Annotated in this window: 19 protein-coding genes; 7 read left to right on the forward strand and 12 right to left on the reverse strand. The window is 71.6% G+C overall.

What is annotated here, in order from left to right:
• Nucleotides 1-26: 26 nt before the first annotated feature.
• From QSK21_RS09175 to QSK21_RS09195, 5 genes are all read right to left on the reverse strand, one after another.
• Nucleotides 27-1,712 (reverse strand): ribonuclease J, encoded by a 1,686-nt coding sequence (locus QSK21_RS09175; protein ID WP_285694968.1) that lies wholly within the window; start codon nucleotides 1,710-1,712, stop codon nucleotides 27-29.
• Nucleotides 1,709-2,644: a 4-hydroxy-tetrahydrodipicolinate synthase gene (dapA, locus tag QSK21_RS09180; protein ID WP_285694969.1), complete on the reverse strand. Its 936-nt coding sequence runs from the start codon at nucleotides 2,642-2,644 to the stop codon at nucleotides 1,709-1,711. The genes QSK21_RS09175 and dapA overlap by 4 nt, the downstream gene beginning before the upstream one ends.
• Before the next feature lie 339 nt (nucleotides 2,645-2,983).
• Nucleotides 2,984-3,172, reverse strand: a complete 189-nt coding sequence (locus tag QSK21_RS09185) for a hypothetical protein (RefSeq protein WP_285694970.1) — start codon at nucleotides 3,170-3,172, stop codon at nucleotides 2,984-2,986.
• 185 nt (nucleotides 3,173-3,357) lie between these two features.
• The gene (locus tag QSK21_RS09190) at nucleotides 3,358-4,398 is read right to left on the reverse strand and encodes a glycoside hydrolase family 18 protein (protein ID WP_285694972.1); all 1,041 of its coding nucleotides are present in this window, start codon (nucleotides 4,396-4,398) and stop codon (nucleotides 3,358-3,360) included.
• 84 nt (nucleotides 4,399-4,482) lie between these two features.
• A complete protein-coding gene (locus QSK21_RS09195) occupies nucleotides 4,483-5,457 on the reverse strand; it encodes a DMT family transporter (protein ID WP_285694974.1) in 975 nt (324 codons plus the stop codon).
• Between the two features lie 28 nt (nucleotides 5,458-5,485).
• Between QSK21_RS09195 and QSK21_RS09200 the strand changes: the two genes are divergently transcribed.
• Entirely contained in the window at nucleotides 5,486-6,925 is a 1,440-nt protein-coding gene (locus QSK21_RS09200) for an aminotransferase-like domain-containing protein (RefSeq protein ID WP_285694975.1), read from the forward strand.
• A gap of 27 nt (nucleotides 6,926-6,952) precedes the next feature.
• Here the strand turns inward: QSK21_RS09200 and QSK21_RS09205 are convergent, their stop codons facing one another.
• Entirely contained in the window at nucleotides 6,953-7,309 is a 357-nt protein-coding gene (locus QSK21_RS09205) for a VOC family protein (RefSeq protein WP_285694976.1), read from the reverse strand.
• 146 nt (nucleotides 7,310-7,455) lie between these two features.
• Between QSK21_RS09205 and QSK21_RS09210 the strand changes: the two genes are divergently transcribed.
• From QSK21_RS09210 to QSK21_RS09225, 4 genes are all read left to right on the forward strand, one after another.
• On the forward strand, nucleotides 7,456-8,064 hold the full coding sequence (locus QSK21_RS09210) for a CGNR zinc finger domain-containing protein (protein ID WP_285694979.1): 609 nt from the start codon (nucleotides 7,456-7,458) through the stop codon (nucleotides 8,062-8,064).
• 72 nt (nucleotides 8,065-8,136) lie between these two features.
• A complete protein-coding gene (locus QSK21_RS09215) occupies nucleotides 8,137-8,685 on the forward strand; it encodes a GNAT family N-acetyltransferase (protein WP_285694980.1) in 549 nt (182 codons plus the stop codon).
• Between the two features lie 136 nt (nucleotides 8,686-8,821).
• Nucleotides 8,822-10,621: an MFS transporter gene (locus tag QSK21_RS09220; protein ID WP_285694982.1), complete on the forward strand. Its 1,800-nt coding sequence runs from the start codon at nucleotides 8,822-8,824 to the stop codon at nucleotides 10,619-10,621.
• Nucleotides 10,622-10,676: 55 nt separating this feature from the next.
• A complete protein-coding gene (locus tag QSK21_RS09225) occupies nucleotides 10,677-11,543 on the forward strand; it encodes a 1,4-dihydroxy-2-naphthoate polyprenyltransferase (protein ID WP_285694984.1) in 867 nt (288 codons plus the stop codon).
• Here QSK21_RS09225 and QSK21_RS09230 read toward each other — a convergent pair.
• Entirely contained in the window at nucleotides 11,532-12,236 is a 705-nt protein-coding gene (locus QSK21_RS09230) for a uracil-DNA glycosylase (protein WP_285694985.1), read from the reverse strand. The two genes, QSK21_RS09225 and QSK21_RS09230, sit on opposite strands and share 12 nt — an antisense overlap.
• 172 nt (nucleotides 12,237-12,408) lie before the next feature.
• Between QSK21_RS09230 and modA the strand changes: the two genes are divergently transcribed.
• Entirely contained in the window at nucleotides 12,409-13,170 is a 762-nt protein-coding gene (modA, locus tag QSK21_RS09235; RefSeq protein ID WP_285694988.1) for a molybdate ABC transporter substrate-binding protein, read from the forward strand.
• Nucleotides 13,171-13,189: 19 nt separating this feature from the next.
• Here modA and QSK21_RS09240 read toward each other — a convergent pair whose 3' ends face one another.
• Genes QSK21_RS09240 through dapB form a run of 3 tightly spaced genes read right to left on the reverse strand, consistent with a single transcriptional unit; the run spans nucleotide 13,190 to nucleotide 15,426 of the window.
• Entirely contained in the window at nucleotides 13,190-14,035 is an 846-nt protein-coding gene (locus tag QSK21_RS09240; RefSeq protein ID WP_285694990.1) for an SCO6745 family protein, read from the reverse strand.
• A gap of 45 nt (nucleotides 14,036-14,080) precedes the next feature.
• On the reverse strand, nucleotides 14,081-14,683 hold the full coding sequence (locus QSK21_RS09245) for a transglutaminase-like domain-containing protein (RefSeq protein ID WP_285694992.1): 603 nt from the start codon (nucleotides 14,681-14,683) through the stop codon (nucleotides 14,081-14,083).
• Nucleotides 14,680-15,426, reverse strand: a complete 747-nt coding sequence (dapB, locus tag QSK21_RS09250) for a 4-hydroxy-tetrahydrodipicolinate reductase (RefSeq protein ID WP_285694994.1) — start codon at nucleotides 15,424-15,426, stop codon at nucleotides 14,680-14,682. The genes QSK21_RS09245 and dapB overlap by 4 nt, the downstream gene beginning before the upstream one ends.
• Before the next feature lie 116 nt (nucleotides 15,427-15,542).
• On the opposite strand from dapB, the gene QSK21_RS09255 reads away from it, so the two are divergent.
• On the forward strand, nucleotides 15,543-16,688 hold the full coding sequence (locus tag QSK21_RS09255; protein WP_285694995.1) for an AI-2E family transporter: 1,146 nt from the start codon (nucleotides 15,543-15,545) through the stop codon (nucleotides 16,686-16,688).
• Here the strand turns inward: QSK21_RS09255 and QSK21_RS09260 are convergent.
• Nucleotides 16,678-18,000 (reverse strand): M16 family metallopeptidase, encoded by a 1,323-nt coding sequence (locus QSK21_RS09260; RefSeq protein ID WP_285694998.1) that lies wholly within the window; start codon nucleotides 17,998-18,000, stop codon nucleotides 16,678-16,680. The two genes, QSK21_RS09255 and QSK21_RS09260, sit on opposite strands and share 11 nt — an antisense overlap.
• Before the next feature lie 989 nt (nucleotides 18,001-18,989).
• Nucleotides 18,990-21,308 (reverse strand): polyribonucleotide nucleotidyltransferase, encoded by a 2,319-nt coding sequence (locus QSK21_RS09265; RefSeq protein WP_285695096.1) that lies wholly within the window; start codon nucleotides 21,306-21,308, stop codon nucleotides 18,990-18,992.
• Nucleotides 21,309-21,773 lie beyond the last annotated feature (465 nt).

The raw sequence follows: 21,773 nt of genomic DNA on the forward strand, positions 1-21,773 counted from the left end.
TCCGCCCCGGCCGCCCTGACGGCGGGTCAGATCTCGACCACCACGGGAACGATCATGGGGCGGCGGCGGTAGTTCTCGTTGACCCATTTGCCGACCGTGCGGCGGACCAGGCGGCTCATCTGGTTGGTGTCGTTGACCCCGTCGGCCCCCGCCTCCTGCAGCGCGGCCTCGATGCGCTCGATGACCTCGTCGAAGTCCTCGTTCATGATGCCGGCGCCGCGGGCGTGGATCTCCGGGCCGGCGACCAGCTTGCCCGAGGTGGAGTCGACGCCGACGACGATGGAGACGAAGCCCTCCTCGCCGAGGATGCGGCGGTCCTTGAGGGAGGTCTCGGTGACCTCGCCGACCGACAGGCCGTCGACGTACACGTATCCGGCGGGGACGGCGCCGACGATGGACGCCTTGCCGTCGACCAGGTCGACCACGACGCCGTCCTCGGCGATGACGATGTTCTCGTCCGGGATGCCGGTGAGCGCGGCCAGCTTCGCGTGCGCGCGCAGGTGGCGCCACTCGCCGTGGATCGGCATGAAGTTGCCCGGCTTGGTCATGTTGAGCACGTACAGCAGCTCGCCCGCCGACGCGTGCCCGGAGACGTGCACCAGCGCGTTGCCCTTGTGGACGACGCGCGCGCCCCACCGGGTGAGGCCGTTGATGACCGCGTTGATGGCCGTCTCGTTGCCCGGGATCATCGAGGACGCGAGCATGACGGTGTCGCGTTCGGTGATGCGGATCTGGTGGTCGCGGTTGGCCATCCGCGACAGCGCGGACATCGGCTCGCCCTGGGACCCGGTGCACACCAGCACGAGCCGGTCGGGAGGGATGTCGTCGAGCTGGCGGGGCTCGACCATGATGTCCTCGGGCACGTCCAGGTACCCCAGCTCGCGCGCCACGCCCATGTTGCGCACCATCGAACGGCCGATGAAGCACACCTTGCGGCCGCTGGCCACGGCGGCGTCCAGGACCTGCTGGACGCGGTGGACGTGCGAGGCGAAGCAGGCGACGATGATGCGTTCCTGCGCGGTGCGGAAGACGTCGTCCACGACCGGGCCGATGTTGCGCTCGCTGGTGACGAACCCCGGGACCTCGGCGTTGGTGGAGTCCGACAGCAGCAGGTCGATGCCCTCGCTGCCGAGCCTGGCGAACCCGCCCAGGTCGGTCAGCCGTCCGTCCAGCGGAAGCTGGTCCATCTTGAAGTCGCCGGTGTGCAGCACCAGGCCCGCGGGGGTGCGCACCGCCACGGCCAGCGCGTCGGGGATGGAGTGGTTGACCGACAGGAACTCCAGGTCGAACGGGCCGAACGGCCGCCTGTCGCCCTCCTTGACCTCGACCGTGCTGGGCTTGATGCGGTGCTCGGTGAGCTTGGCCTCCAGCAGCGCCAGCGTCAGCTTGGAGCCGGCGATCGGCAGGTCGGGCCGCTCCCGCAGCAGGTACGGGACGGCGCCGATGTGGTCCTCGTGACCGTGGGTGAGCAGGACGGCCTCCACCCGGTCGAGGCGGTCCCTGATGTACTCGAAGTCGGGCAGGATCAGGTCGACGCCCGGCTGCTCGGTCTCGGGGAACAGCACCCCGCAGTCCACGATCAGCAACCTGCCCGCGTATTCGAACACGGTCATGTTGCGGCCGATCTCCCCGAGCCCGCCCAGCGCGACGATGCGCAGGCCGTTCTCGGGGAGTTCGGGAGGTTCCGGCAGCTCCGGGTGAGGGTGACTCACCGGGCGACCTCCGGGATGGTGACCTCAGGCACTTTGACTCCCCCTATCACGAGGTCTTCACGCAGGCGCGCCGCGAACTCCAGCGAGGCGTCCACCAGGGGCGCGCGCACGCTGCCCCCCGGCAGGCCCAGCAGGTTCAGCGCGGCCTTGACGGCGATGGCGCCCTGCGTACGGGTCATGATGGCGGTGACCACGGGGATCAGCCTGCGGTGGATGTCCAGCGCCCGCTCCCGGTCACCGGCCAGGTGCGCCTCGATCATCTCATGCAGATCGGCCCCGACGACATGACCGACCACGCTGACGAACCCGCAGGCGCCCACCGACAGCCAGGGCAGGTTGAGGGCGTCGTCGCCGGAGTAGAAGGCCAGGTCGGTGTCCGCCATGACCGCCGAACCCGCGAACAGGTCGCCCTTGGCGTCCTTGACCGCGACGATCCGCGGGTGCTCGCCCAGCTTCAGCAGCGTGTCGGTGAGGATCGGCACCCCGGTGCGGCCCGGGATGTCGTACAGGAGGCACGGCAGGCCCGACGCGTCCGCCACCGTGGTGAAGTGGTGCAGCAACCCCTCCTGCGGGGGTTTGTTGTAGTACGGGGTGACGACGAGCGCGCCGTCGGCGCCCGCCTCCTCCGCCGCCCGTGCGAGCTCGCAGCTGTGCGCGGTGTCGTTGGTGCCGACACCGGCGACGACCACCGCGCGGTCCCCCACGGCGTCGATCACCGTGCGCAGCAGGCGGTCCTTCTCGGCGTCGCTCGTCGTCGGCGACTCCCCCGTCGTCCCGCTGATGACGAGGCCGTCGTTGCGCTGCTCGTCGACCAGGTAGGTCGCGAGCCGGGCGGCTCCGTCGTAGTCGACCCCTCCGTCGGGCCGGAACGGCGTGACCATCGCGGTCAGCATCCTCCCGAAGGGAGCGCCGCTTGTAGTGCTGGGTGCCATGCATCGAACGGTACCGTTCCGCACGCCCGGCTTGGACCCGCAGGTCCCCACAATTACCCTCTTGTCTTGCAACTTTGCCGTGCCCTGCCGGCGCGTCGATCGACACAGCAGAAGCCGCCCGCCACACGCTCGGGGGTACGTGTGGCGGGCGGCTTCTTACCTCCACATCGTGGCACGCAAATGCCTCGTTACAGGGCCAGTCCGGCTACGTCCCGGACTCGGTTGGGTAACGCGCCCGCTGCGGACCGCCCCGGAGATCATCGGTCCCGGTCGCGTTCCCAGGGTCTCGCCGTCCGGTGCCGCCCGCCGGGCCGCGGCCCGGCCTCTCCGGCGGTCCGGCTAGCGGGACTCGCTCAGCTCGCTGAGGCGCGCCCGCAGCTCGTTCACATCGGGAGTGCGCACGAGCTCGTTGCCGCGCACCGCCCACCAGTGGCCGGAGCCACCACGGCCGATCCGCCATCCGGCGAACTCGGCCGACAGCTCGGTCAGCTTGTCGGACTCATGCCACCCGGTCCGATTGACGCTCATCGGCCTCGTTCCCCCACTCCTAGATCCGCACTACTAGATCCGCACGACGGGATCCGGGCCCCGCCCGGCCCCGACCGATCCTGACTCCGGATGCCTACCCCTGGGGGACGCCTCTCCAACACACCCTTTGAGCTGCGAAAACCCAGAAATGGGAAGGTTCTGGCCAGGCTGGCGTGGAGGCCGTTCTATCCTGGCCCGCCCGGAAGCCAGGTAGCCCGGTAAAGCGCCCATTCAGCGGGTATGGACGTCCATTCAGCATAGATCCCGACTCCAAATGGACGCTTCGGCGGCCGGTCGAGCGCGTCCACCCCGCGGCGGACGCCCCGCAGCGCCACCTCCAGCCCCTCGGCCCAGTCGAACAACGGCCGGTAGGTCGGGATTCCCATGAACACGGTGGTGCGGTCGCCGATCAGCCGGAGGGTCCGCTCGGTGTGCCAGGCGAAGTGCCATCCGGCCAGCGACCGCGTCGGCAGCGACGCGTCATAGGTCATGATCGCGACTTGGTCGGCCCGGTCGGCGAGCGCGCGCAGGTAGTCCGCGGTCGGGCGTGGCGGGTAGTGGACGCGCCTGTGCCCTTGAGGGATCAGCGCCTTGTAGAGCGGCTGCGCCCCGTCCACCAGGGTCAGTTGCTCGATCGCGACCGACAGCACCTTGCCCCGGGAGCGCGTCAGCTCCCGGGTGCGGTCCATCAGCTCCAGGAACGCCGTGTCGCCGGTGTAGATGGGCTCGAAGTCGTAGTGGATCCCGTCGAACCCCTGATCGAGCATGAGCGCGTCGGTGCGCAGGACCCTCTGCCGTACGGCCGGGTCGTCGAGGTCGGTGATGCCGTGGCCGTCGATCTTGCGGATCTGCCCGAGGTACGCCTGGGCGCGGACGCCGGGAGCGTGGCGGCGCATCGCCTGGATCAGCGCGCGTGCGTACCGGTACTTGGACGGGGGCACGGTCCCGTCCGCCTCGAAGGGTCCGGCGTGGAAGAACACGTCGGTGATGCGGTTCTCCTTGAGGAGCCTGCCGAGGGCGCGGTACTCCTCCTCGGTATGCGCCTCCCCCACCCACTGGTGCCGTGCCCAGAGGGCGTTCACCACCGTCCCGCGTGACACGGGTTCGGGCTGCCACCACACCCATGCCCCGGCCAGGACGAGCGCGACCAGCCCTGACACATACGCGGCCGTCCAGCCCGCCCATCGCAGGCCCCGCCTCGCCCATCGCCCCGCTGTACGCGCCATGGGGACATGATCGGGCAAAGCGGGGTGTTTCCGGGCCGGGAGCGCGGATCGGGCACCAGGACCATCGGCACCCGGTGGCCGCCCTCACCACCTTGTGACGCTCTCCTTTCCATCCTTCGAGTGCGTGTCACATCCCGCAAGGCCCGCGTCCACGCGTCCTGGGACGTCCCATGCGCGTTGGACGCGGGCGCGCTGGGTCACGAGCACGCAGATCAGCACGAGCACGGCCGCCAGCGCGGTGGTGCCGTCGATCAGCTCGCCCACGGCGATCCCCGACCACAGGATGGTGAGCAGCGGCTGGGCGAGCTGGAGTTGCCCGCCGCGTGCGATGCCCGCCCTGGCCAGGCCCTCGTACCAGGCGAAGAAGCCCAGGTACGCGGATAGCGCGGACACGTAGCCGAAGCCGAAGACGGAGCGCCCCGTCCACTCGGGCGAGGTGGTGGCCAGCAGCCACGCCGCGACGGGCACGGAGATCGGGGCGCCCGCCACCGTCGCCCAGGAGATGACCTGCCAGCCGGGCATCTCGCGGGTCATCCGCGCGCCCTCGGTGTAGCCGGCGGCGGCCGCCAGCAGCGCGCCGAACAGGAGCAGGTCGGCGCCGGTGACATGGCCCCCGCCCCGGATCAGGGTGAACCCGGTCACCACGGCCGCCCCGGCCGCCGACGCCGCCCAGAACGCCGCCGAGGGCCGCTCCCCGGCGCGCAGCACCGCGAAGACGGCCGTCGTGGCGGGCAGCAGGCCGACCACCACCGCCGAATGCGCCCCGGTCGCGCCGAGGTCGAGCGCCAGCGTGGTCAGCACCGGGAACCCGAAGACGACGCCTCCGGAGATCACCGCCAGGCGTCCCCACTGGCCGCGGCGGGGCGGGCGCGCCCGCACGGCCGCGAGGACGAGGGCGGCGAGGATCGCGGCCACGGCCGCCCGGCCGACGCCGACCAGATAAGGGTCGATCCCCTCCAACGCCAGGACGGACGCGGGGATGGTCCAGGAGAAGATCAGCACGCCCAGCCCGGCGAGCGCGGGCCCGACGGGGGCGGGACCGCCGAGCGCTATCGGCATCAGTTCAGTAGCGCTATCCTTATCTCTCATGTCCCAGGATAGCAGTGTGGCGGTTCTCGCCGATCGCCTGCGGGCGGAGGTGAGCCGACTCCAGCCCGGCGAGCGGCTGCCCTCCAGCCGCGTCCTGGTACGCCGTCACCAGGTCAGCCCGGTCACGGTGTCCCGGGCGCTGGGACAACTGGTCGCCGAGGGCCTGGTGGTGACCCGTCCCGGCAGCGGCGCCTTCGTCGCCGAGGACGCCCCGTCCCGCACCGCCCCCGGCGGACGCGACGCGGCGGTGGCCGCGGACATGAGCTGGCAGGCCGTCGCGCTCGGCGACCGGGCGGTGCAGTCCGACGACCTGAGCCGGCTGCTCATGCCCGCGCCGGAAGGCGCCATCGCGCTGAGCGGCGGCTACATGCACCCCACGCTCCAGCCGCTGCGCGGTCTCGCCACCGCGGCGGCACGGGCCGCGCGCCGTCCCGACGCCTGGGACGTGCCGCCGCCGGGCGGCATCCCGGAGCTGCGGGCCTGGTTCGCCCGGACGGCGGGCGGCGCGGGCCGTTCCGGCGTGGTCAGCCCGTCCGATGTGCTGATCACCAGCGGCGGGCAGCATGCGCTCACCACGGTGCTCCGCGCCCTGCTGCCGCCCGGCTCACCGCTGCTCGTGGAGTCGCCGACCTACCCGGGCGTGCTCGCCATCGCGCGGGCCGGACGGCTGCACCCGGTGCCGGTCCCCATGGACGACGACGGCGTCCGCCCGGACATGCTCGCCGAGGCGTTCGAGATGACCGGCGCCCGCGCCTTCTACACCCAGCCCGCCTTCCACAACCCGACCGGCGCGGTGCTCAGCCCGGCCCGGCACGCCGGGGTGATCGAGGCGGCGCGGGCGGCCGGCGCCTTCGTGATCGAGGACGACTTCGCCCGCCACCTGGCCATCGACCCCACCCCGCCGCCGCTGGTGCTCGGAGACGGCGAAGGCCGGGTCGTCCACATCGCCTCGCCGACCAAGGCCACCGCGAGCAGCCTGCGGGTCGCCGCGGTGATCGCCCGCGGCCCGGTCGCGGAACGGATCCGCTCCACCCAGCTCGTCGAGAACTTCTTCCCGGCCAGGCCGCTCCAGGAGACGCTCCTCGAACTGGTCAGCTCCCCCGGATGGCAGCGCCATCTGCGCGCCCTCCGTACCGAGCTGCGCGCCCGCCGGGACGCGGTCCGCTCCGCGTTCGCCAGGGAGCTTCCCAAGCTGCGGGCCAACCGCCCGGCCGGCGGGCCGCACCTGTGGGTCAGGCTCCCGGACGGGACGGACGACGTCGCGCTCGCCGAGGCCGCACTGCGCGCCGGGGTGCTGGTCAGCGCGGGACGGGTGTTCTTCCCCGCCGAACCGCCCGCCCCTCACCTGCGGATCAGCTACGGCGCGGCGGCGTCGGCGGCCGAGCTGACCGAGGGCGTCCGGCGCCTCGCCGCCGTGATCCGGTCCGGCTCGTTCTGACCGGCCTTCCGGGACGGCCGGGACGGGTCAGGACCGGTCGGTGACGAAGCAGAACTCGTTGCCCTGGGGATCGAGCCACACCCGGAACGAACGGTCCGGGTCCTTCATGGGCTCCTCCTGCGGGACGGCGCCCAGCTCGCGTGCCCGCTCCCCGGCGGCGTGGATGTCGGGGACGGCCAGGTCCAGATGCAGCCTGTTCTTGACCTGCTTGGGCTCGGGGACGAGCTGGAAGCTGAGCAGCGGGCCGTCCACGCCGAGCCGTTCCATGTCCACCCAGGTGCCGTCCCGGCTGGTCACCTTCATCCCCAGCAGGGCGCCCCAGAACTCGATCATCTGGTCCAGGTCGGTGCAGTCGATCGCGACGCACCACGCCTTCACGCGCATCCCTCGTCCTCCTTCGTCGTGATCCGCCGGGTATGCGACACCGGTGTAAAACGTACGCCGGTGTTGTCGGCGTCCGCAACCATCGACCGGCCGACACCGGTGTCACCCCTGGTACAGTGCGTGCCACACCTGGGAGCAACGGGAAAATGGACGGCGATCGGCACACGGGCCACGGCATCGAGTCCCCAGCCGCGCGGCTGCTGCGCGACTTCGTCAACACCCGTGACGTGGGAACCGGGGCCGACGCGCTCGACACGCCGGACCACCTGGCGACCTGGCTGGTCGAGCACGCTCTCGTCCAGGGTCGCGCCCCGGAGGCGGACGCGGGCGACCTCGCCGACGCGCACGCCCTTCGTGAGGGCCTTCGCGCGGCGATGCTCGCCCACCACCGGCCGTCCCCCGCCCCCGTACTGCCGGACGGCCTGGAACCGGCGCTCGCCCGCCTGCCCCTGAGGCTCTCGCTCTCCGGCGGCCGTCCCGCGCTCGTCCCCTTGGAAGGCGGCGCCGCGGCCGAGGGCCTGGGGCGCCTGGCCGTGGCCATCATGAAGTCGGTGGCCGACGGGAGCTGGACGCGGCTCAAGGTGTGCCAGGAGCCGTCCTGCCTGTGGGCCTTCATCGACACGTCCAAGAACCGCAGCCGTTCCTGGTGCTCGATGCGGGTATGCGGCAACCGCACCAAGACCCGCGCCTACCGTGCCCGCCGCCGGGCGTCCTCGGGCCGCGCCGAGGCAACAGAGAGGAAGCCGGGACTCTAGTCTGGCCGCACGATCCCATTTGGCTCATTCGGCCCCTCGTCGGGCCCGGAGACCGAGGAGAGGACGGGGCACATGGCCGATGTGGGCGTACGGCCCGCCCGCCGCGCGGACGCGGCCGCCGTCGCCGACATCCAGGTGCGTGCCTGGCGCCACGCCTACCGCGACCTGCTGCCCGCCGGCGTCCTGGACGAGGTGACCGCGCCTGCCGCGCGTGAGGTGTGGCGCGAGCGCTGGGCGGACGCGGTGACGTCCCCGCCGGGACCCCGGCACCGGCTGCTGGCCGCCGTGTCGTCCGACCTGGTCGTCGGGTTCGCCGCGCACGGCCCGGCCGAGGACGACCCCGACCGGGACCCCGCCGTCACCGCCGAGCTGCTGACCCTCCTGGTCGACCCGGCGCACGTGGGGGCCGGGCACGGCAGCCGCCTGCTGGCCGCCACGGTCGACCTGCTCCGCGAGGACGGCTTCACCACGCTGATCACCTGGGTGTTCGAGCGGGACGAGGTCCTCCGCGCCTTCCTGGGCTCGGCCGGGTGGGCGCCGGACGGCACGGCCCGCGACCTGGACATGGGCGAGCCCGTCCGCCAGATCCGCCTGCACACCGACATCAGCCCGCCGGACTGACCCGTCCTCTTGAGGCGAGCCATAGGTGCGGTGTAGGTGGGCCTTAGAGGAGCCGTAACGCCCGCGAAGGACGAGGCGGGTTCGCAAGTATGGGGTCGGTGAGGAGACTCCGGAGGGCGGGCTTAGGTTGGAAGCCGTGCCCGTGACCACCTACGCGACGCCGTCCGCAGGCTGGACGGCCGCCCAGGACCCCGGCCGCCGGCGTTGGCTCGGCATGCTCGTGATCAGCCTGGGCGTCTCCCTGATCGTCGTGGACGCCACCATCATGGGCGTCCTGCTGCCCCGGATCGTCACCGAGCTCGGCCTGACCACCACCGACGCCGAATGGGCGGGCTCGGTGTACGCGCTGGTGTTCGCGGCGCTGCTGATCCCGCTCGGGCGGGCCGGCGACCTGTTCGGGCGGCGCCGGGCGTTCCTGCTCGGCGTCACGGTCTTCGCGCTGGCCGGGGCCGGCGTCGCGGCCGCGGGGGACGGCTCGGCGCTCATCGCCGCGCGCGCCCTCCAGGGCGTGGGCGCCGCGATGGTGCTGCCCGCCACCCTCGCCACGGTGAACGCGATGTTCACCGGCCGGGAACGGGCCGTCGCGTTCGGGATCTGGGGCTCGATGATCGCCGGGATGGCCGCGCTGGGCCCGCTGCTCGGCGGCGCCGTGGCGTCCTCCGCGGGCTGGCGCTGGGCGTTCGGGATCAACGTGCCGCTCGGCGCCGCGCTGATCGCCGGCGCGCTCGCGCTCGTCCCGGAGACGCGGGACACGGCCGCGCGGCGGACGCGCCGTCCCGGCGCGCTCGGGGCGCTGCGCGAGATCGACTGGCCCGGCGGCGCGCTGACCGTCCTCGGGCTCGGCGCGCTCGTGTGCGGGCTCATCGAGGGCCAGACGTACGGATGGTGGACGGCGATCCGCCCGTACTCCACGGGGCCGCTGGACTGGCCGGCGGGCGGGCTCTCACCGGTCCCCGTCGTGCTCGGGCTCGGCACCGTGCTGCTGGCCGCGCTGGCCGCCGTGGAACGGGCACGCGCCGCCTCGGGACGTTCCGTGATGCTCGACCCGTCCCTGTTCGCGGTCGCCAACTTCCGGCACGGCGTCCTGGCCTCCGCCCTGATCAACGTGGGCGAGCTGGGACTGGTGTTCGTCGTCCCGCTGTTCCTGCTGGGCGTGCACGGCGCCGCGCCGTTGCAGATCAGCGTGGCGATCCTGCCGCTCGCGGCCGGCGCGATCCTGTCCGGCGGGTACGCGGGCAGGCTCGCGAACCGGCGCGGCGCGCACCGGGTCGTCCGGATCGGCATGGCGATGGAGGTCGCCGCCGTCCTCGCCCTCGCCCTCACCCTGACCGCGTCCACCACCGGGTTCGGGCTGGCGCCCTGGATGCTGCTGTACGGGATCGGGCTGGGGCTCACCTCCGCCCAGCTCACCAACGTCTCGCTCGCCGACGTACCGCCGGAGCGCGCCGGGCAGGCGTCCGGCACCCAGTCGACGGCCAGGCAGGTCGGGGCGGCGCTCGGCATCGCCCTCATCGGGACGGTGTTCGCCACCGGCCTCGGCGGGTCCATGGCCGACCGGCTGCGCGGCTCCGAGCTGCCGCCCGCGCAGCAGGCCGCCATCGCGCGCGAGTTGCGGCAGAGCGCCGGGACGTACGCGCGTGAGCTGCACGACGACGCCGACCGTGCCGCGCAGGCGTCCGCGGCGGACGAGAGCCTGGCCGACGCTACCCGCGGCGCCATGCTCGTCACCGCCGCGATCCTCGCCCTGGGCCTCGCCGTGTCGGCGCGCCTGCGTCCCTCCGGCGCGGCGCAGCGGACGCTTGCGGCGGAAGTGCCGGGTGAGGTCTCAGACCTGGTGACGGGTGAGGTCCCGGGCCTGGTGCCGAGCGGGGTGGCGGGGCGTCCGGGCACTGAGCGGGATCCGGGACAATCGGAAGGTCCGACGCTCTCCGCCTAGACTCCGCTCTCCCTCCGACCCCGGTTTCAGCCCCGAAGAGGACCAACGGTAACCAGTGGCCACGCTCTCCCAATGGGTCGCCGGATCGCGGCCCCGCACGCTTCCCGCCTCCCTCGTCCCCGTCGTCGTCGGCACGGGCGTCGCCCTGGGGGAGGGCCAGGCCGTATGGTGGCGCGCCCTCCTGGCCGCCTTCGTCGCCCTGGCACTGCAGATCGGCGTCAACTACTCCAACGACTACAGCGACGGCGTGAGAGGGACGGACGAGCGGCGCGTGGGCCCGCTGCGGCTCGTCGGCTCCAAGGCCGCCCCGCCCGGACAGGTGCTGGGCGCCGCGCTCGGCTGTTTCCTCGCCGCCGCCGTGGCGGGACTGGTGCTGGCCGCCGTCACCAGTTGGTGGCTGCTCGCCGTGGGAGCGCTGGCCATCCTGGCCGCCTGGTTCTACACCGGGGGCGAGAAGCCCTACGGATATCGCGCGCTCGGCGAAGTCTCGGTGTTCGTCTTCTTCGGGCTGGTGGCCGTTGTCGGGACGGTGTACGTCCAGGTCGAGGGGATCCCGTGGGAGGCGTGGGCGGCGGCGGTGCCGATCGGGCTGCTGGCCTGCGCCCTGCTGGTGGCCAACAACCTGCGCGACATCCCCACCGACGAGGCGTCCGGCAAGCGCACCCTGGCCGTGGTGCTGGGCGACCGCCGTACCCGGCTGCTGTACGCGGCGTGCACCGCCCTGCCGTACACCATCGTGCTGGCCGTCGCGGCGCCGCACCCGTGGGCCCTGCTGGCCCTGCTGTCGGCGCCGCTCTCGCTGCCTCCCACCCAGACCGTGCTGACAGGCGCGACCGGCCCCGCCCTCATTCCCGTTCTGGGCGGCACGGGACGCCTCCAGCTCGCCTACGGGGGCCTGCTGGCCCTCGGCCTAGCCCTCTGACAGGGCGGCGGGACCGGGGACGGTCCAGTCGATCTCAGGCTGCCCCACGTCGGTCAGCGCCTTGTTGATCGTGCTGAACGGGCGGCTCCCGAAGAACTTCTTGGCGCTCAGCGGGCTCGGGTGCGCCGACTCGTGCACGACGTGGTGCTCACCCGTGATCAGCTTCGCCTTCTTGCGGGCGTAGGCGCCCCACAGGACGAACACGACCCGCTCCTCCTTCTCGTTGAGCGCGCGGATCGCGGCGTCGGTGAACTCCTCCCAGCCCCGGTTGGCGTGCGAGCCCGCCTCGGACGCCCGTACGGTCAGCACCGCGTTGAGCAACAGCACCCCTTGGTCGGCCCAGGGGGTGAGGTCACCGGTCTTGGCGACGGGCACGCCCAGGTCCGCTTCCAGCTCCTTGTAGATGTTGCGGAGCGAGGGCGGCAGTTTCACACCGTCCCGGACACTGAAGCTCAGGCCGTGCGCCTGCCCCGGGCCGTGATAGGGGTCCTGGCCGAGGATCAGCACGCGCGCCTTGTCGAACGAGCAGTGACGGAACGCGTTGAACAGGTCTTCCCGGGGCGGGTACACCGTCTGCTCCTCGTACTCCTTGGCGACGAACGCGCCCAGCGCGGCGAGGCCGAGCGGGTCGACGAGCGGGTCGAGCCGCTCGCGCCAATCGCCGGGCAGCAGTTCGAGAAGGTCGAGGGACATGGGGGCCTCCGGGGGAAGATGTCGATCGGCTACGGGAACCCTAGCGGGGGGCACCGACACGCCAGAGCCGAATACGCCCGGACCTCAAACGCTCCCGCGTGACCATTTCATCCCGGACGGAGGCGCGTGTCAGGCCATCCCATGGGATCGCCTGACCCTAGGATCTCGGGCTATGCCCGACTCCCCCCGGTGGCGGCGAATCGTCGCCTGCGTCGTGCTGTCCCTGGTGAGCGTGGGCGGGTGTGGCGGCTCGTCCAGGACCACGACGCTCACCGTCCTGGCGGCCTCGTCCACCCAGGAGGTCCTGCAAGAGCTGGGCCTGGCGTACCAGCACGAGCACCGCGGCACGCGCGTGCGGTCCTCCTTCGGAGGGTCGCAGGAGATGGCCGGGCGCCTGTCGGACCGCGAGCCCGCCGACGTCCTCGTCACGGCGGACGAGACCAGCATGAACGCGGCCGACGAGTACCTCACCGGGCGCCGACGGATCGTCGCGCACAACGCGATGACCATCGCCGTCGGCCCAGGCAACCCGCGCCGCATCCGGGGGTTGCAGGACCTCACCAAGCCTCGGCTGAGGATCGCGGTCGGCGCGGCCAACGTCCCCGCGGGGGCGTATGCGAGGCGGATCTTCCGGGACGCGGGCGTGACCGTACGGTGGACGTCCGAGGAGATCAGCGCACGCGCCGTCCTGGACCGGGTCCGCACGGGTGAGGCGGACGCCGGCCTGGTCTACATCACCGACCTGCGCTCCGCGGGCGCCGCCGTCAGCAGCGTCCCGATCCCCGCGAGCGACAACGTCACCGCGACCTATGTCGCGGCGGCCGTGAAGGAGAGCGACCACGAGAAGGAGGCGGCCTCCTTCGTGGCGTGGCTGACCTCCCCCACGGCCCGCTCGCTCTTCAACAAGTACGGCTTCGTCACGCCGCTCACGTGAACGGCAGGCGTGCCGGGGGCTATGCGGGCTTGGGGACGCTGACGATGGAGAAAGGGATCTCGCCGGAGTCGAGCACCGCTCGGGCCACCGGTTGCAGCAGCGTGACCAGTTCCTCTGGGTCGTCCAGCACCTGGTATGGCGGGGCGGCGAGCCGGTTGGTGCGCTCCTCGATCTCCTGGCGGAAGACCCGGCCCTTCTCGGTGATGGAGCCGTCCCCGTGCAGGAGTCCGCGTGCGGCGAGGCTGTCGACGGCGGCTTGCAGTTCCTCGGGTGTCCAGGCGCGTGTCCTGGTGATCGTGTCGAACGGCGTATCGGCCACCGCGGCCGCCAGCACGAGGGACTCGGCGCCGCCGATGCCCTCCGAGACGAGGATGGCGATATGGCCGTCGCCCCTGTGCTCACGCAAGGTGGCGCACGCCTGCCACAGCGCCTCCACCGGGTCTTCCGGCGTGGGCACGTCACGGTTGGCGCTGAACAGCGTGAACCCCGGGCTGTTCGCGGCCTCGATCACCTTGGACAGGAGCGGGTTCGCCTTGACGGCGACCTCGTCGACCGAGGGCGCGAGGCGGCGGAGCACCTTCGCGGCCGCTGCCTGCCGTGTTCGCAGGATCGTTTCGGGCGAGGCGAACGTCCATGCGTCCGGTATGGCCCGGCGCACCAGCCTCGGGTGGAACCCGTAGAACGTCGCCTCCACGACGCCGGGTGCCACAGGCCCCAAAGGGGCGGCACGGCCACCGAAGTAGCCCATCCAGTAACCCTTCAGGCCCACGTCCTTACTGGCCTGTATGGGCTCGGGGCAGAAGTAGGTGACGATGTGGATGGGTTCGATGGCGGTCCACAGGACGCGCGCGTAGGAGTCCTCCATGAACGGCATTCTGCCGCGCCCGACGCTTCAGAACCAGATTCGGTTTCAAAGTTCGGCGGACGGCAGCGCACCCGTCTCGCACATCCGCACGCAGTCGTCGTGCGCCTTCAGGACGTCCAGTACGGCCGGATGCGGGGCCGCGTAGACCGTGGGATAGTCCTTCTCCCCCAGCTCAGGGTCGGGCGTGTAGGCGAGCCGGTCCTCGTCCGCCGAGAACTCCACCTGGATGCCCGGCTTGTTGCCACGCGGATCGAGACGCACCCAACGGTCGTCTATCAGCGCCGCCGCGAACCCGTGCAGGACGAACGGATCGCTGGGATCCTCACCCGCACGCAGGCGCTGATAGCAGAACCCGGCCTGGATGCCACCCGCCCTCAGCAACGCCACGAACGCGTGCGCCTTCGCGTAGCACAACCCCGTGCCCTCGCTCAGCACATCGGACGCGCGCCAGGTGACACGACGGTCGCCGGCGTCCCTCGAATGGCTGATCCGGTCACGTACCAGCTCGAACGCGGCCTTGGCGTACGCGACGTCGTCCCCGACGCGCAACTCCGAGGCCGTGGACTGCACCACGTCGTGCTCCAGGTCCACGGCCTCGTCCGCGCCGAGGTAGTCCCACGGCTCGCCGTCAAAGACCAGGGCGCTCACAGTCCGAGCAGCGATTCGATGCCCACGGTGAGCCGCTCGGGAAGGTGCGCCACCTTGCGCACGCCCAGGAGCACCCCCGGCATGAAGGACTCGCGGTTCATCGAGTCATGCCGGACGGTGAGGACCTCCCCGTGCCCTCCCAGCAGCACCTCCTGGTGGGCGATGAGGCCGGAAAGCCGCACGGCGTGCACCCGTACCCCGCCGACATCGGTGCCCCGCGCACCGTCCAGCTCGGACGTGGTCGCGTCCGGGGACCCGGACACCCCCGCCTTGGCGCGCGCTTCCGCCACCACTTCGGCGGTGCGGTACGCGGTGCCGCTGGGCGCGTCCACCTTGTTCGGATGGTGCAGCTCCACGATCTCGACCGACTCGAAGAACGGCGCCGCCTTCTCCGCGAAATGCATCATCAGCACGGCGCCGATGCCGAAGTTCGGGGCGATGAGCACGTTGCCGGAGGCGTCCGCGTACTCGGCCTGCCAGGCGCGCACCGCGTCCAGCCGGGAGGGGTCGAACCCGCTCGTCCCCACAACGGCGTGCAGGCCGCGCTGGACGCACCAGCGCAGGTTGTCCATGACCACGCCGGGATGGGTGAAGTCGACCACGACCTCCGCGCCGGTGAGCGGCTCCCGGTCATCGCCCGCATCGACCGCGGCGACCAGCTCCATGTCGTCGGCGCCCTCCACGGCGCGGCACACCTCGCTCCCCATGCGGCCCCGCGCGCCCAGCACCCCAACCTTGATCACAAGCTCCTCCTGACGTGACACCGGCCGAGCCTATCGCGGCTCCCGCCCGGCACGGCGGACGGTTCTGTCGGTGGGTAGCGATACGGTGACCATCAGTGAGAATCAGGAGGTGAAGGATGGCGAGGGGGCGTTCTCCGGCGCTGCCGATCCTGATCGGCGCGGCGGCCACCATGGTGACGCTGGCCGGGCTGCGGGCCGCCTCCTCCGTCGTCGGCCCGATCTTCCTCGCGCTGGTGCTCGTCATCGCGGTCAACCCGCTGCGCGCCTGGCTCGACCGGCACGGCGCCCCGCCCTGGGTCTGCGTCGCGGTACCGCTCACCACGGTGATCCTGCTCCTGCTCGGGCTGGGCGCCGCGCTGGCCGTCTCCCTCGCCGAGCTCGCCAACCTGCTGCCCGGCTATTCCGGCCAGTTCGACCGCCTGGTCGACGGCGCGTCCCGCGCCCTGGCCGAGCACGGCGTCGACGCGCGCAGGCTCCGCGAGTCCGCGGCCCGCCTCGACCCGGACCGGCTGTTCGGGTTCATCCAGGGCCTGCTGAACGGGCTGCTCAACGCCTCGTCGGCGATCCTGCTGATCGTGCTGGTGCTGGTCGGCATGTGCATCGACGCCACCGGCACCATCCGTCAGTTGGAGAAGCTGGCGGACACCCGCCCCGAACTGGTCACCGCGCTCCGCGGCTTCGCCCGCGACACCGCGCGCTACCTGGTCGTCAGCACCGTCTTCGGCGCGATCGTCGCCGCCCTCGACACCGCCGTCCTGTACGGCTTCGACGTGCCGCTCCCGATCCTCTGGGGCCTGCTGGCGTTCCTCACCAACTACATCCCCAACGTGGGCTTCGTGATCGGCCTGGCCCCACCCGCGGCGCTGGCCCTTCTGGACGGCGGGGTGGCCACGATGCTGTGGGTCATCCTGGCCTACTGCGTCATCAACTTCGTCCTCCAGTCCCTGATCCAGCCCAAGTTCCTGGGTGACGCGGTGGGCCTGTCGTTCACCCTGGTCTCCATCTCCCTGATCCTCTGGTCGTGGGTCCTGGGCCCCCTGGGCGCCATCCTCGCCGTCCCCCTCAGCACCCTGGCCCGCGCCCTCCTGGTCGACCTCGACCCCTCGAAACGATGGCTCTACGGCCTCCTGAGCCCCGGAGCCGAACGCCGCCACCAGGACCGCCTGCAAGCCCTGTCCAACCAGCCCACCCAACCCCCCGAGCGAGGCCCACCCCCCGGAGTAGGCAACCGCCGGCACCCGCGCGACCCGCCTACAAGCTGAAGTCGCGGTCGCCGAACGGCCCGATCACGGTGAGGGCCTGGGGCGCGGTGAGAACGGCCTGGGCGACCGCGCGGATGTCGTCGGGCGTGACGGCGTCGACCTTGGAGAGGACCTCGTCCACCGGCAGCAGCGACTCGTACACCAGCTCGCTCTTGCCGATGCGGCTCATCCTGGACCCGCTGTCCTCCAGGCCCAGCACCATCGCGCCGCGCATCTGGCCCTTGCCGCGTTCGAGCTCCTCGCCCTCGATGCCACGGTCGGCGATGCGGGCGATCTCGTCCCGGCAGATCGACAGCACCTCGTCGACCTTGCCGTGCCGGCAGCCCGCGTACACCCCGAAGATCCCCGTGTCGGCGTAGTGGGAGGTGTAGCTGTAGACCGAGTACGCCAGTCCGCGCCGCTCGCGGACCTCCTGGAACAGCCGGGACGACATCCCGCCGCCCAAGGCCGCGTTCAGCACGCCCAAGGCGAACCGCCGGTCGTCGGTCCGGGCGACGCCGACGCCGCCGAGGATCACGTGGGCCTGCTCGGTGTCCTTGTCGACGACCCGCACCGCGGGCGACGCGGGCACCGGCTCACCGCCGATCCGCGGCTCGAAAGGCCGCGCGTCACCGGTCAGATGCTCCTCGAACGCCTCGGCGACCAGCCGGACCACCTGTTCGTGCTGGACGTTGCCGGCGACGGCGACCACCAGGTTCGGAGGGACGTAGTGCCGGCGGTAGTAGTCGTGGATCCGGTCCCGCGTCAGCGCGTTGATCGAGTCGACGGTCCCGAGGATGGGACGGCCCAGCGGCACGTCCCCGTACAGGGCCGTGGAGAACTCGTCGTGGATCAGGTCCCCGGGGTCGTCGTCGCGCATGTGGATCTCTTCGAGGATCACCCCGCGCTCGGCCTCCACGTCCTCGGGCCGGTTCAGCGAGGAGGCCACCATGTCGGAGACCACGTCCACGGCCAGCGGCAGGTCGGCGTCCAGCACCCGCGCGTAGTAGCACGTGTACTCCTTGGCGGTGAACGCGTTGAGGTCCCCGCCGACCGCGTCGATCGCCGCGGAGATCTCCAGCGCGGACCGCCGCCGCGTCCCCTTGAACAGCACGTGCTCCAGGTAATGGCTGGCGCCGGCGTCCTCCACGGACTCGTCCCTGGACCCGACCCCCGCCCAGACCCCGAACGCGGCCGACCGCACGGTCGGCATCGTCTCGGTGATCACCCGCAGCCCGCCGGGCAGCACGGTCCGGCGCACCACGCCGGCACCGCCCTCGCCGGGGTGGATCGTCTCGGTGGTGCCGGGTTCCTGCACCATGGCCGACTGCATCACAGGTGGCTCTCCATCATCGATCGACAAACGCTACCGAACTACCGCCGAACCCCAGCCCGGCCAGCACGAACAGCCCACCCGACCACAGGCCGAAGCACCCCAACCATGGTGCCACCTCCAGCCACCCCACAATCCCACCCACAAAACCCCCGCCCACACCGCAACCCAGCAGCACACCCCATCCCAACCAACCACCATCCGTACACCCACCCCGGCGAACCCACCGGCGAACGCAGCCAGAACCTCCCACATCGCCCCGAGCGCAGACCCGCCCCCACAGTCCGCAGCACCCGTTCCACCGCCACCGCAGGAAGTCGTCCATTGCAGCCACCAGCCCAGCAGCAACGCTGCCTTACCGCCTGCGCCCGCACCACCGCCCAATTCGGAACGGGTAACACGATTGCCAGCGCTTCGCGCAGCAAGCGGGCGACCTCACCCATGGCCAACGCGCGCGGCAGCCGTCAACGTGGTACGGACATGAGCGGAGGAGGCTGATCGACGCGAAGCCCGCACCGGTCGCCGTTGGGCCAGTGACTGACTCGCGCGGCCTAGCCGGGTGAGCAGGGGAGGCAACCTCCGAAAAGGCGACCGGCCTGCGCTCCGCGCAAGTCGGTCGGAAGGGTGGTTACGCGGCTCAGGTATTGCACTGGGCCTCGTCCGTAAGCCACGGCACGGGCGGCGTTCACCGAACTCGCTGCCGCGGACAGGGCGGGACCGTCGTCCTTCGGGAGCCGCGGCTCGTTTGCGCTTCGCGCAGCAAGCGGGCGACCTCACCCATGGCCAACGCGCGCGGCAGCCGCCGACGTGGTCTGGACGCGGGGGAAGTTGAGGGAGGTAAGGGGTGATCGGGCCAGGCGAGGCCGGGGCGGTCGGTGTTGGGGCAGTGGATCGGCTTGCGCGGCGCGATCGGGTGAGAAGGGCGATCCCTGAAAAGGCGACCGGCCTGCGCTGGGCGCGCAGGCCGGCCGGATGGGTGGTTATGCGGCTCAGGTGTTGCGCTGGGCCTCGTCGGTGGAGCCGCGGCGCGTACGGCGGCGGCGCGGGCGGCGTTCGCCGGACTCGCTGTCGCGGGCGGACGGGGCCTCGCCTTCGGCCTCGGCGGACGGGGCGGGACCGTTCTCCGAGGCGGCGGCCTCGCGCTCCACGACCTCGACCGGGACCAGGGAGAGCTTGCCCCGCTGGTCGATCTCGGTGACCTCCACCTGGATCTTCTCGCCCACCGAGATGACGTCCTCCACGTTCTCGATCCGGGCGCCGCCGTGCAGCTTGCGGATCTGCGAGACGTGCAGGAGGCCGTCCTTGCCCGGGAGGAGGGAGACGAAGGCGCCGAAGGTGGTGGTCTTGACGACCGTGCCCAGGTAGCGCTCGCCGACCTCGGGCATGTGCGGGTTGGCGATCGCGTTGATCGCCTGCCGCGCGGCCTCGGCGGACGGGCCGTCGGTGGCGCCGACGTAGATGGTCCCGTCGTCCTCGATCGTGATGTCCGCGCCGGTGTCGTCCTGGATCGAGTTGATCATCTTGCCCTTGGGGCCGATGACCTCGCCGATCTTGTCGACGGGCACCTTGATGGTGATGATCCGCGGCGCGTACTCGCTCATCTCCGCGGGCCCCGAGATCGCCTCGGCCATCACGTCCAGGATCGCCAGGCGGGCGCCCTTGGCCTGCCGCAGCGCGGCCGCCAGCACGGACGCGGGAATGCCGTCCAGCTTGGTGTCCAGTTGCAGCGCGGTGATCAGGTCGCGGGTTCCGGCGACCTTGAAGTCCATGTCGCCGAAGGCGTCCTCGGCGCCGAGGATGTCGGTCAGCGTGACGTACTCGCCGCCCTCGTGGATCAGGCCCATCGCGATGCCCGCCACCATCTGCTTCAGCGGAACGCCCGCGTCCAGCAGGGACATGGTGGACGCGCACACCGAGCCCATCGACGTGGAGCCGTTGGACCCGATCGCCTCCGACACCTGCCGGATCGCGTACGGGAACTCCTCGCGCGACGGCAGCACCGGGATCAGGGCGCGCTCGGCCAGGGCGCCGTGACCGATCTCGCGGCGCTTGGGCGAGCCGACCCGCCCGGTCTCACCGGTGGAGTACGGCGGGAAGTTGTAGTTGTGCATGTAGCGCTTGGTGCGCTCCGGGTTCAGCGTGTCGATCATCTGCTCCATGCGGAGCATGTTCAGCGTGGTGATGCCCATGATCTGGGTCTCGCCCCGCTCGAACAGGGCCGAGCCGTGCACCCGGGGCACCACGTGCGCCTCGGCGGTGAGCTGCCGGATGTCCTTCACGCCACGGCCGTCGATGCGCAGCCCGTCGCGGACGATCCGCTCGCGCACCAGCCTCTTGGTGACCGCGCGGAACGCCGCGGAGATCTCCTTCTCCCGGCCCTCGAAGTCGGCGGCCAGCTTCTCCGCCGCGGACGCCTTGATCTCGTCCAGCCGGGCCTCGCGCTCCTGCTTGCCGGCGATGGTCAGCGCCTCGGCGAGCTCGGCGGAGATCGCCGCGTTGACCGCCTCCAGGACGTCGTCGGTGTAGTCGGGGAACAGCGGGTACTCGGCGGTCGGCTTGGCCGCCACGGCGGCGAGGTCGCTCTGTGCCTTGCACAGGACCTTGATGAACGGCTTGGCCGCCTCCAGGCCCTGCGCCACGACCTCCTCGGTCGGCGCCACGGCGCCCTCGCTCACCAGGCGGAGCGTGTCGCGGGTGGACTCGGCCTCCACCATCATGATCGCGACGTCGCCGTCGGCCAGCACGCGGCCGGCCACGACCATGTCGAACGTCGCGCGCTCCAGCTCGGAATGGGTCGGGAAGCCCACCCACTGGCCGTCGATCAGCGCCACCCGGACGCCGCCGATCGGGCCGGAGAACGGCAGCCCGGCAAGCTGCGTGGACATCGACGCGGCGTTGATCGCGACGACGTCGTACAGGTGGTCGGGGTGCAGCGACAGGATCGTCTCGACGATCTGGATCTCGTTGCGCAGCCCCTTGGTGAAGGACGGGCGCAGCGGCCGGTCGATCAGCCGGCAGGTGAGGATCGCGTCCTCGGAGGGACGGCCCTCGCGGCGGAAGAACGAGCCGGGGATCCGGCCCGCCGCGTACATCCGCTCCTCGACGTCCACGGTCAGCGGGAAGAAGTCCAGGTTCTCCTTGGGCTTCTTGGACGCCGTCGTGGCCGAGAGCACCATCGTCTCGTCGTCGAGGTAGGCGACGGCCGAACCGGCCGCCTGCCGGGCGAGCCGTCCGGTCTCGAACCGTATGGTCCGGGTGCCGAAGGCACCGTTGTCGATCGTTGCTTCGGCGCTCTGCGCGCCGTCGATGCGCACGGCATCTGTCACGGGGAAACCTCCTCAGGTTCCGGTCGTTTCCCGCGGTCTTCTGCCGTGGCTTCGCGCAGTGCCGGTCTTCGATCGAAGCGCCCGGATCCGCGGCCACCGCCGGGACGGGGCATGATCCGGAAGCCACTACCGAGGACCGGCCGCACCAGGGCGGGTATCCGCGGTTTCCGTTTGTCCAGTTGTACGGGATTGAGGTTCAGTTGTACCGGGCCGAGCGTCCGAATGACCGGTCACGGCCCCTCCGGCACCCACGGGTCCCGGGTCTTGCGTACCGGCCCGCCAGCGTCCCTCGCAACCCCACAGGACGCCATAGCGCCGGTTTTGCGGCTTTGGTCTGGCAAAATCCCGCCGACCAAAGCCCACGTTGTCACGGCACCGCCCAACTCCGCCCGCCGGCGAACGCGGCCCTCACAAGCCGCACACCCGGCAGGCCCGGCGGCCACGGAT

Origin of the sequence: Actinomadura sp. NBRC 104412 (assembly GCF_030269515.1) — a bacterium.
GTDB lineage: Bacteria > Actinomycetota > Actinomycetes > Streptosporangiales > Streptosporangiaceae > Spirillospora.

Bases quoted from the DNA above. Each gene is read 5' to 3' on its own strand.
- dapA (WP_285694969.1), bottom strand. From the start codon at position 2,644: ATGGCACCCAGCACTACAAGCGGCGCTCCCTTCGGGAGGATGCTGACC.
- QSK21_RS09195 (WP_285694974.1), bottom strand. From the start codon at position 5,457: ATGCCGATAGCGCTCGGCGGTCCCGCCCCCGTCGGGCCCGCGCTCGCC.
- QSK21_RS09260 (WP_285694998.1), bottom strand. From the start codon at position 18,000: ATGCAGTCGGCCATGGTGCAGGAACCCGGCACCACCGAGACGATCCAC.
- QSK21_RS09210 (WP_285694979.1), top strand. From the start codon at position 7,456: ATGGACGGCGATCGGCACACGGGCCACGGCATCGAGTCCCCAGCCGCG.
- QSK21_RS09240 (WP_285694990.1), bottom strand. From the start codon at position 14,035: ATGGAGGACTCCTACGCGCGCGTCCTGTGGACCGCCATCGAACCCATC.
- QSK21_RS09190 (WP_285694972.1), bottom strand. From the start codon at position 4,398: ATGGCGCGTACAGCGGGGCGATGGGCGAGGCGGGGCCTGCGATGGGCG.
- QSK21_RS09205 (WP_285694976.1), bottom strand. From the start codon at position 7,309: ATGCGCGTGAAGGCGTGGTGCGTCGCGATCGACTGCACCGACCTGGAC.
- QSK21_RS09185 (WP_285694970.1), bottom strand. From the start codon at position 3,172: ATGAGCGTCAATCGGACCGGGTGGCATGAGTCCGACAAGCTGACCGAG.
- QSK21_RS09215 (WP_285694980.1), top strand. From the start codon at position 8,137: ATGGCCGATGTGGGCGTACGGCCCGCCCGCCGCGCGGACGCGGCCGCC.
- QSK21_RS09230 (WP_285694985.1), bottom strand. From the start codon at position 12,236: ATGTCCCTCGACCTTCTCGAACTGCTGCCCGGCGATTGGCGCGAGCGG.
- QSK21_RS09200 (WP_285694975.1), top strand. From the start codon at position 5,486: ATGTCCCAGGATAGCAGTGTGGCGGTTCTCGCCGATCGCCTGCGGGCG.
- QSK21_RS09255 (WP_285694995.1), top strand. From the start codon at position 15,543: ATGGCGAGGGGGCGTTCTCCGGCGCTGCCGATCCTGATCGGCGCGGCG.
- modA (WP_285694988.1), top strand. From the start codon at position 12,409: ATGCCCGACTCCCCCCGGTGGCGGCGAATCGTCGCCTGCGTCGTGCTG.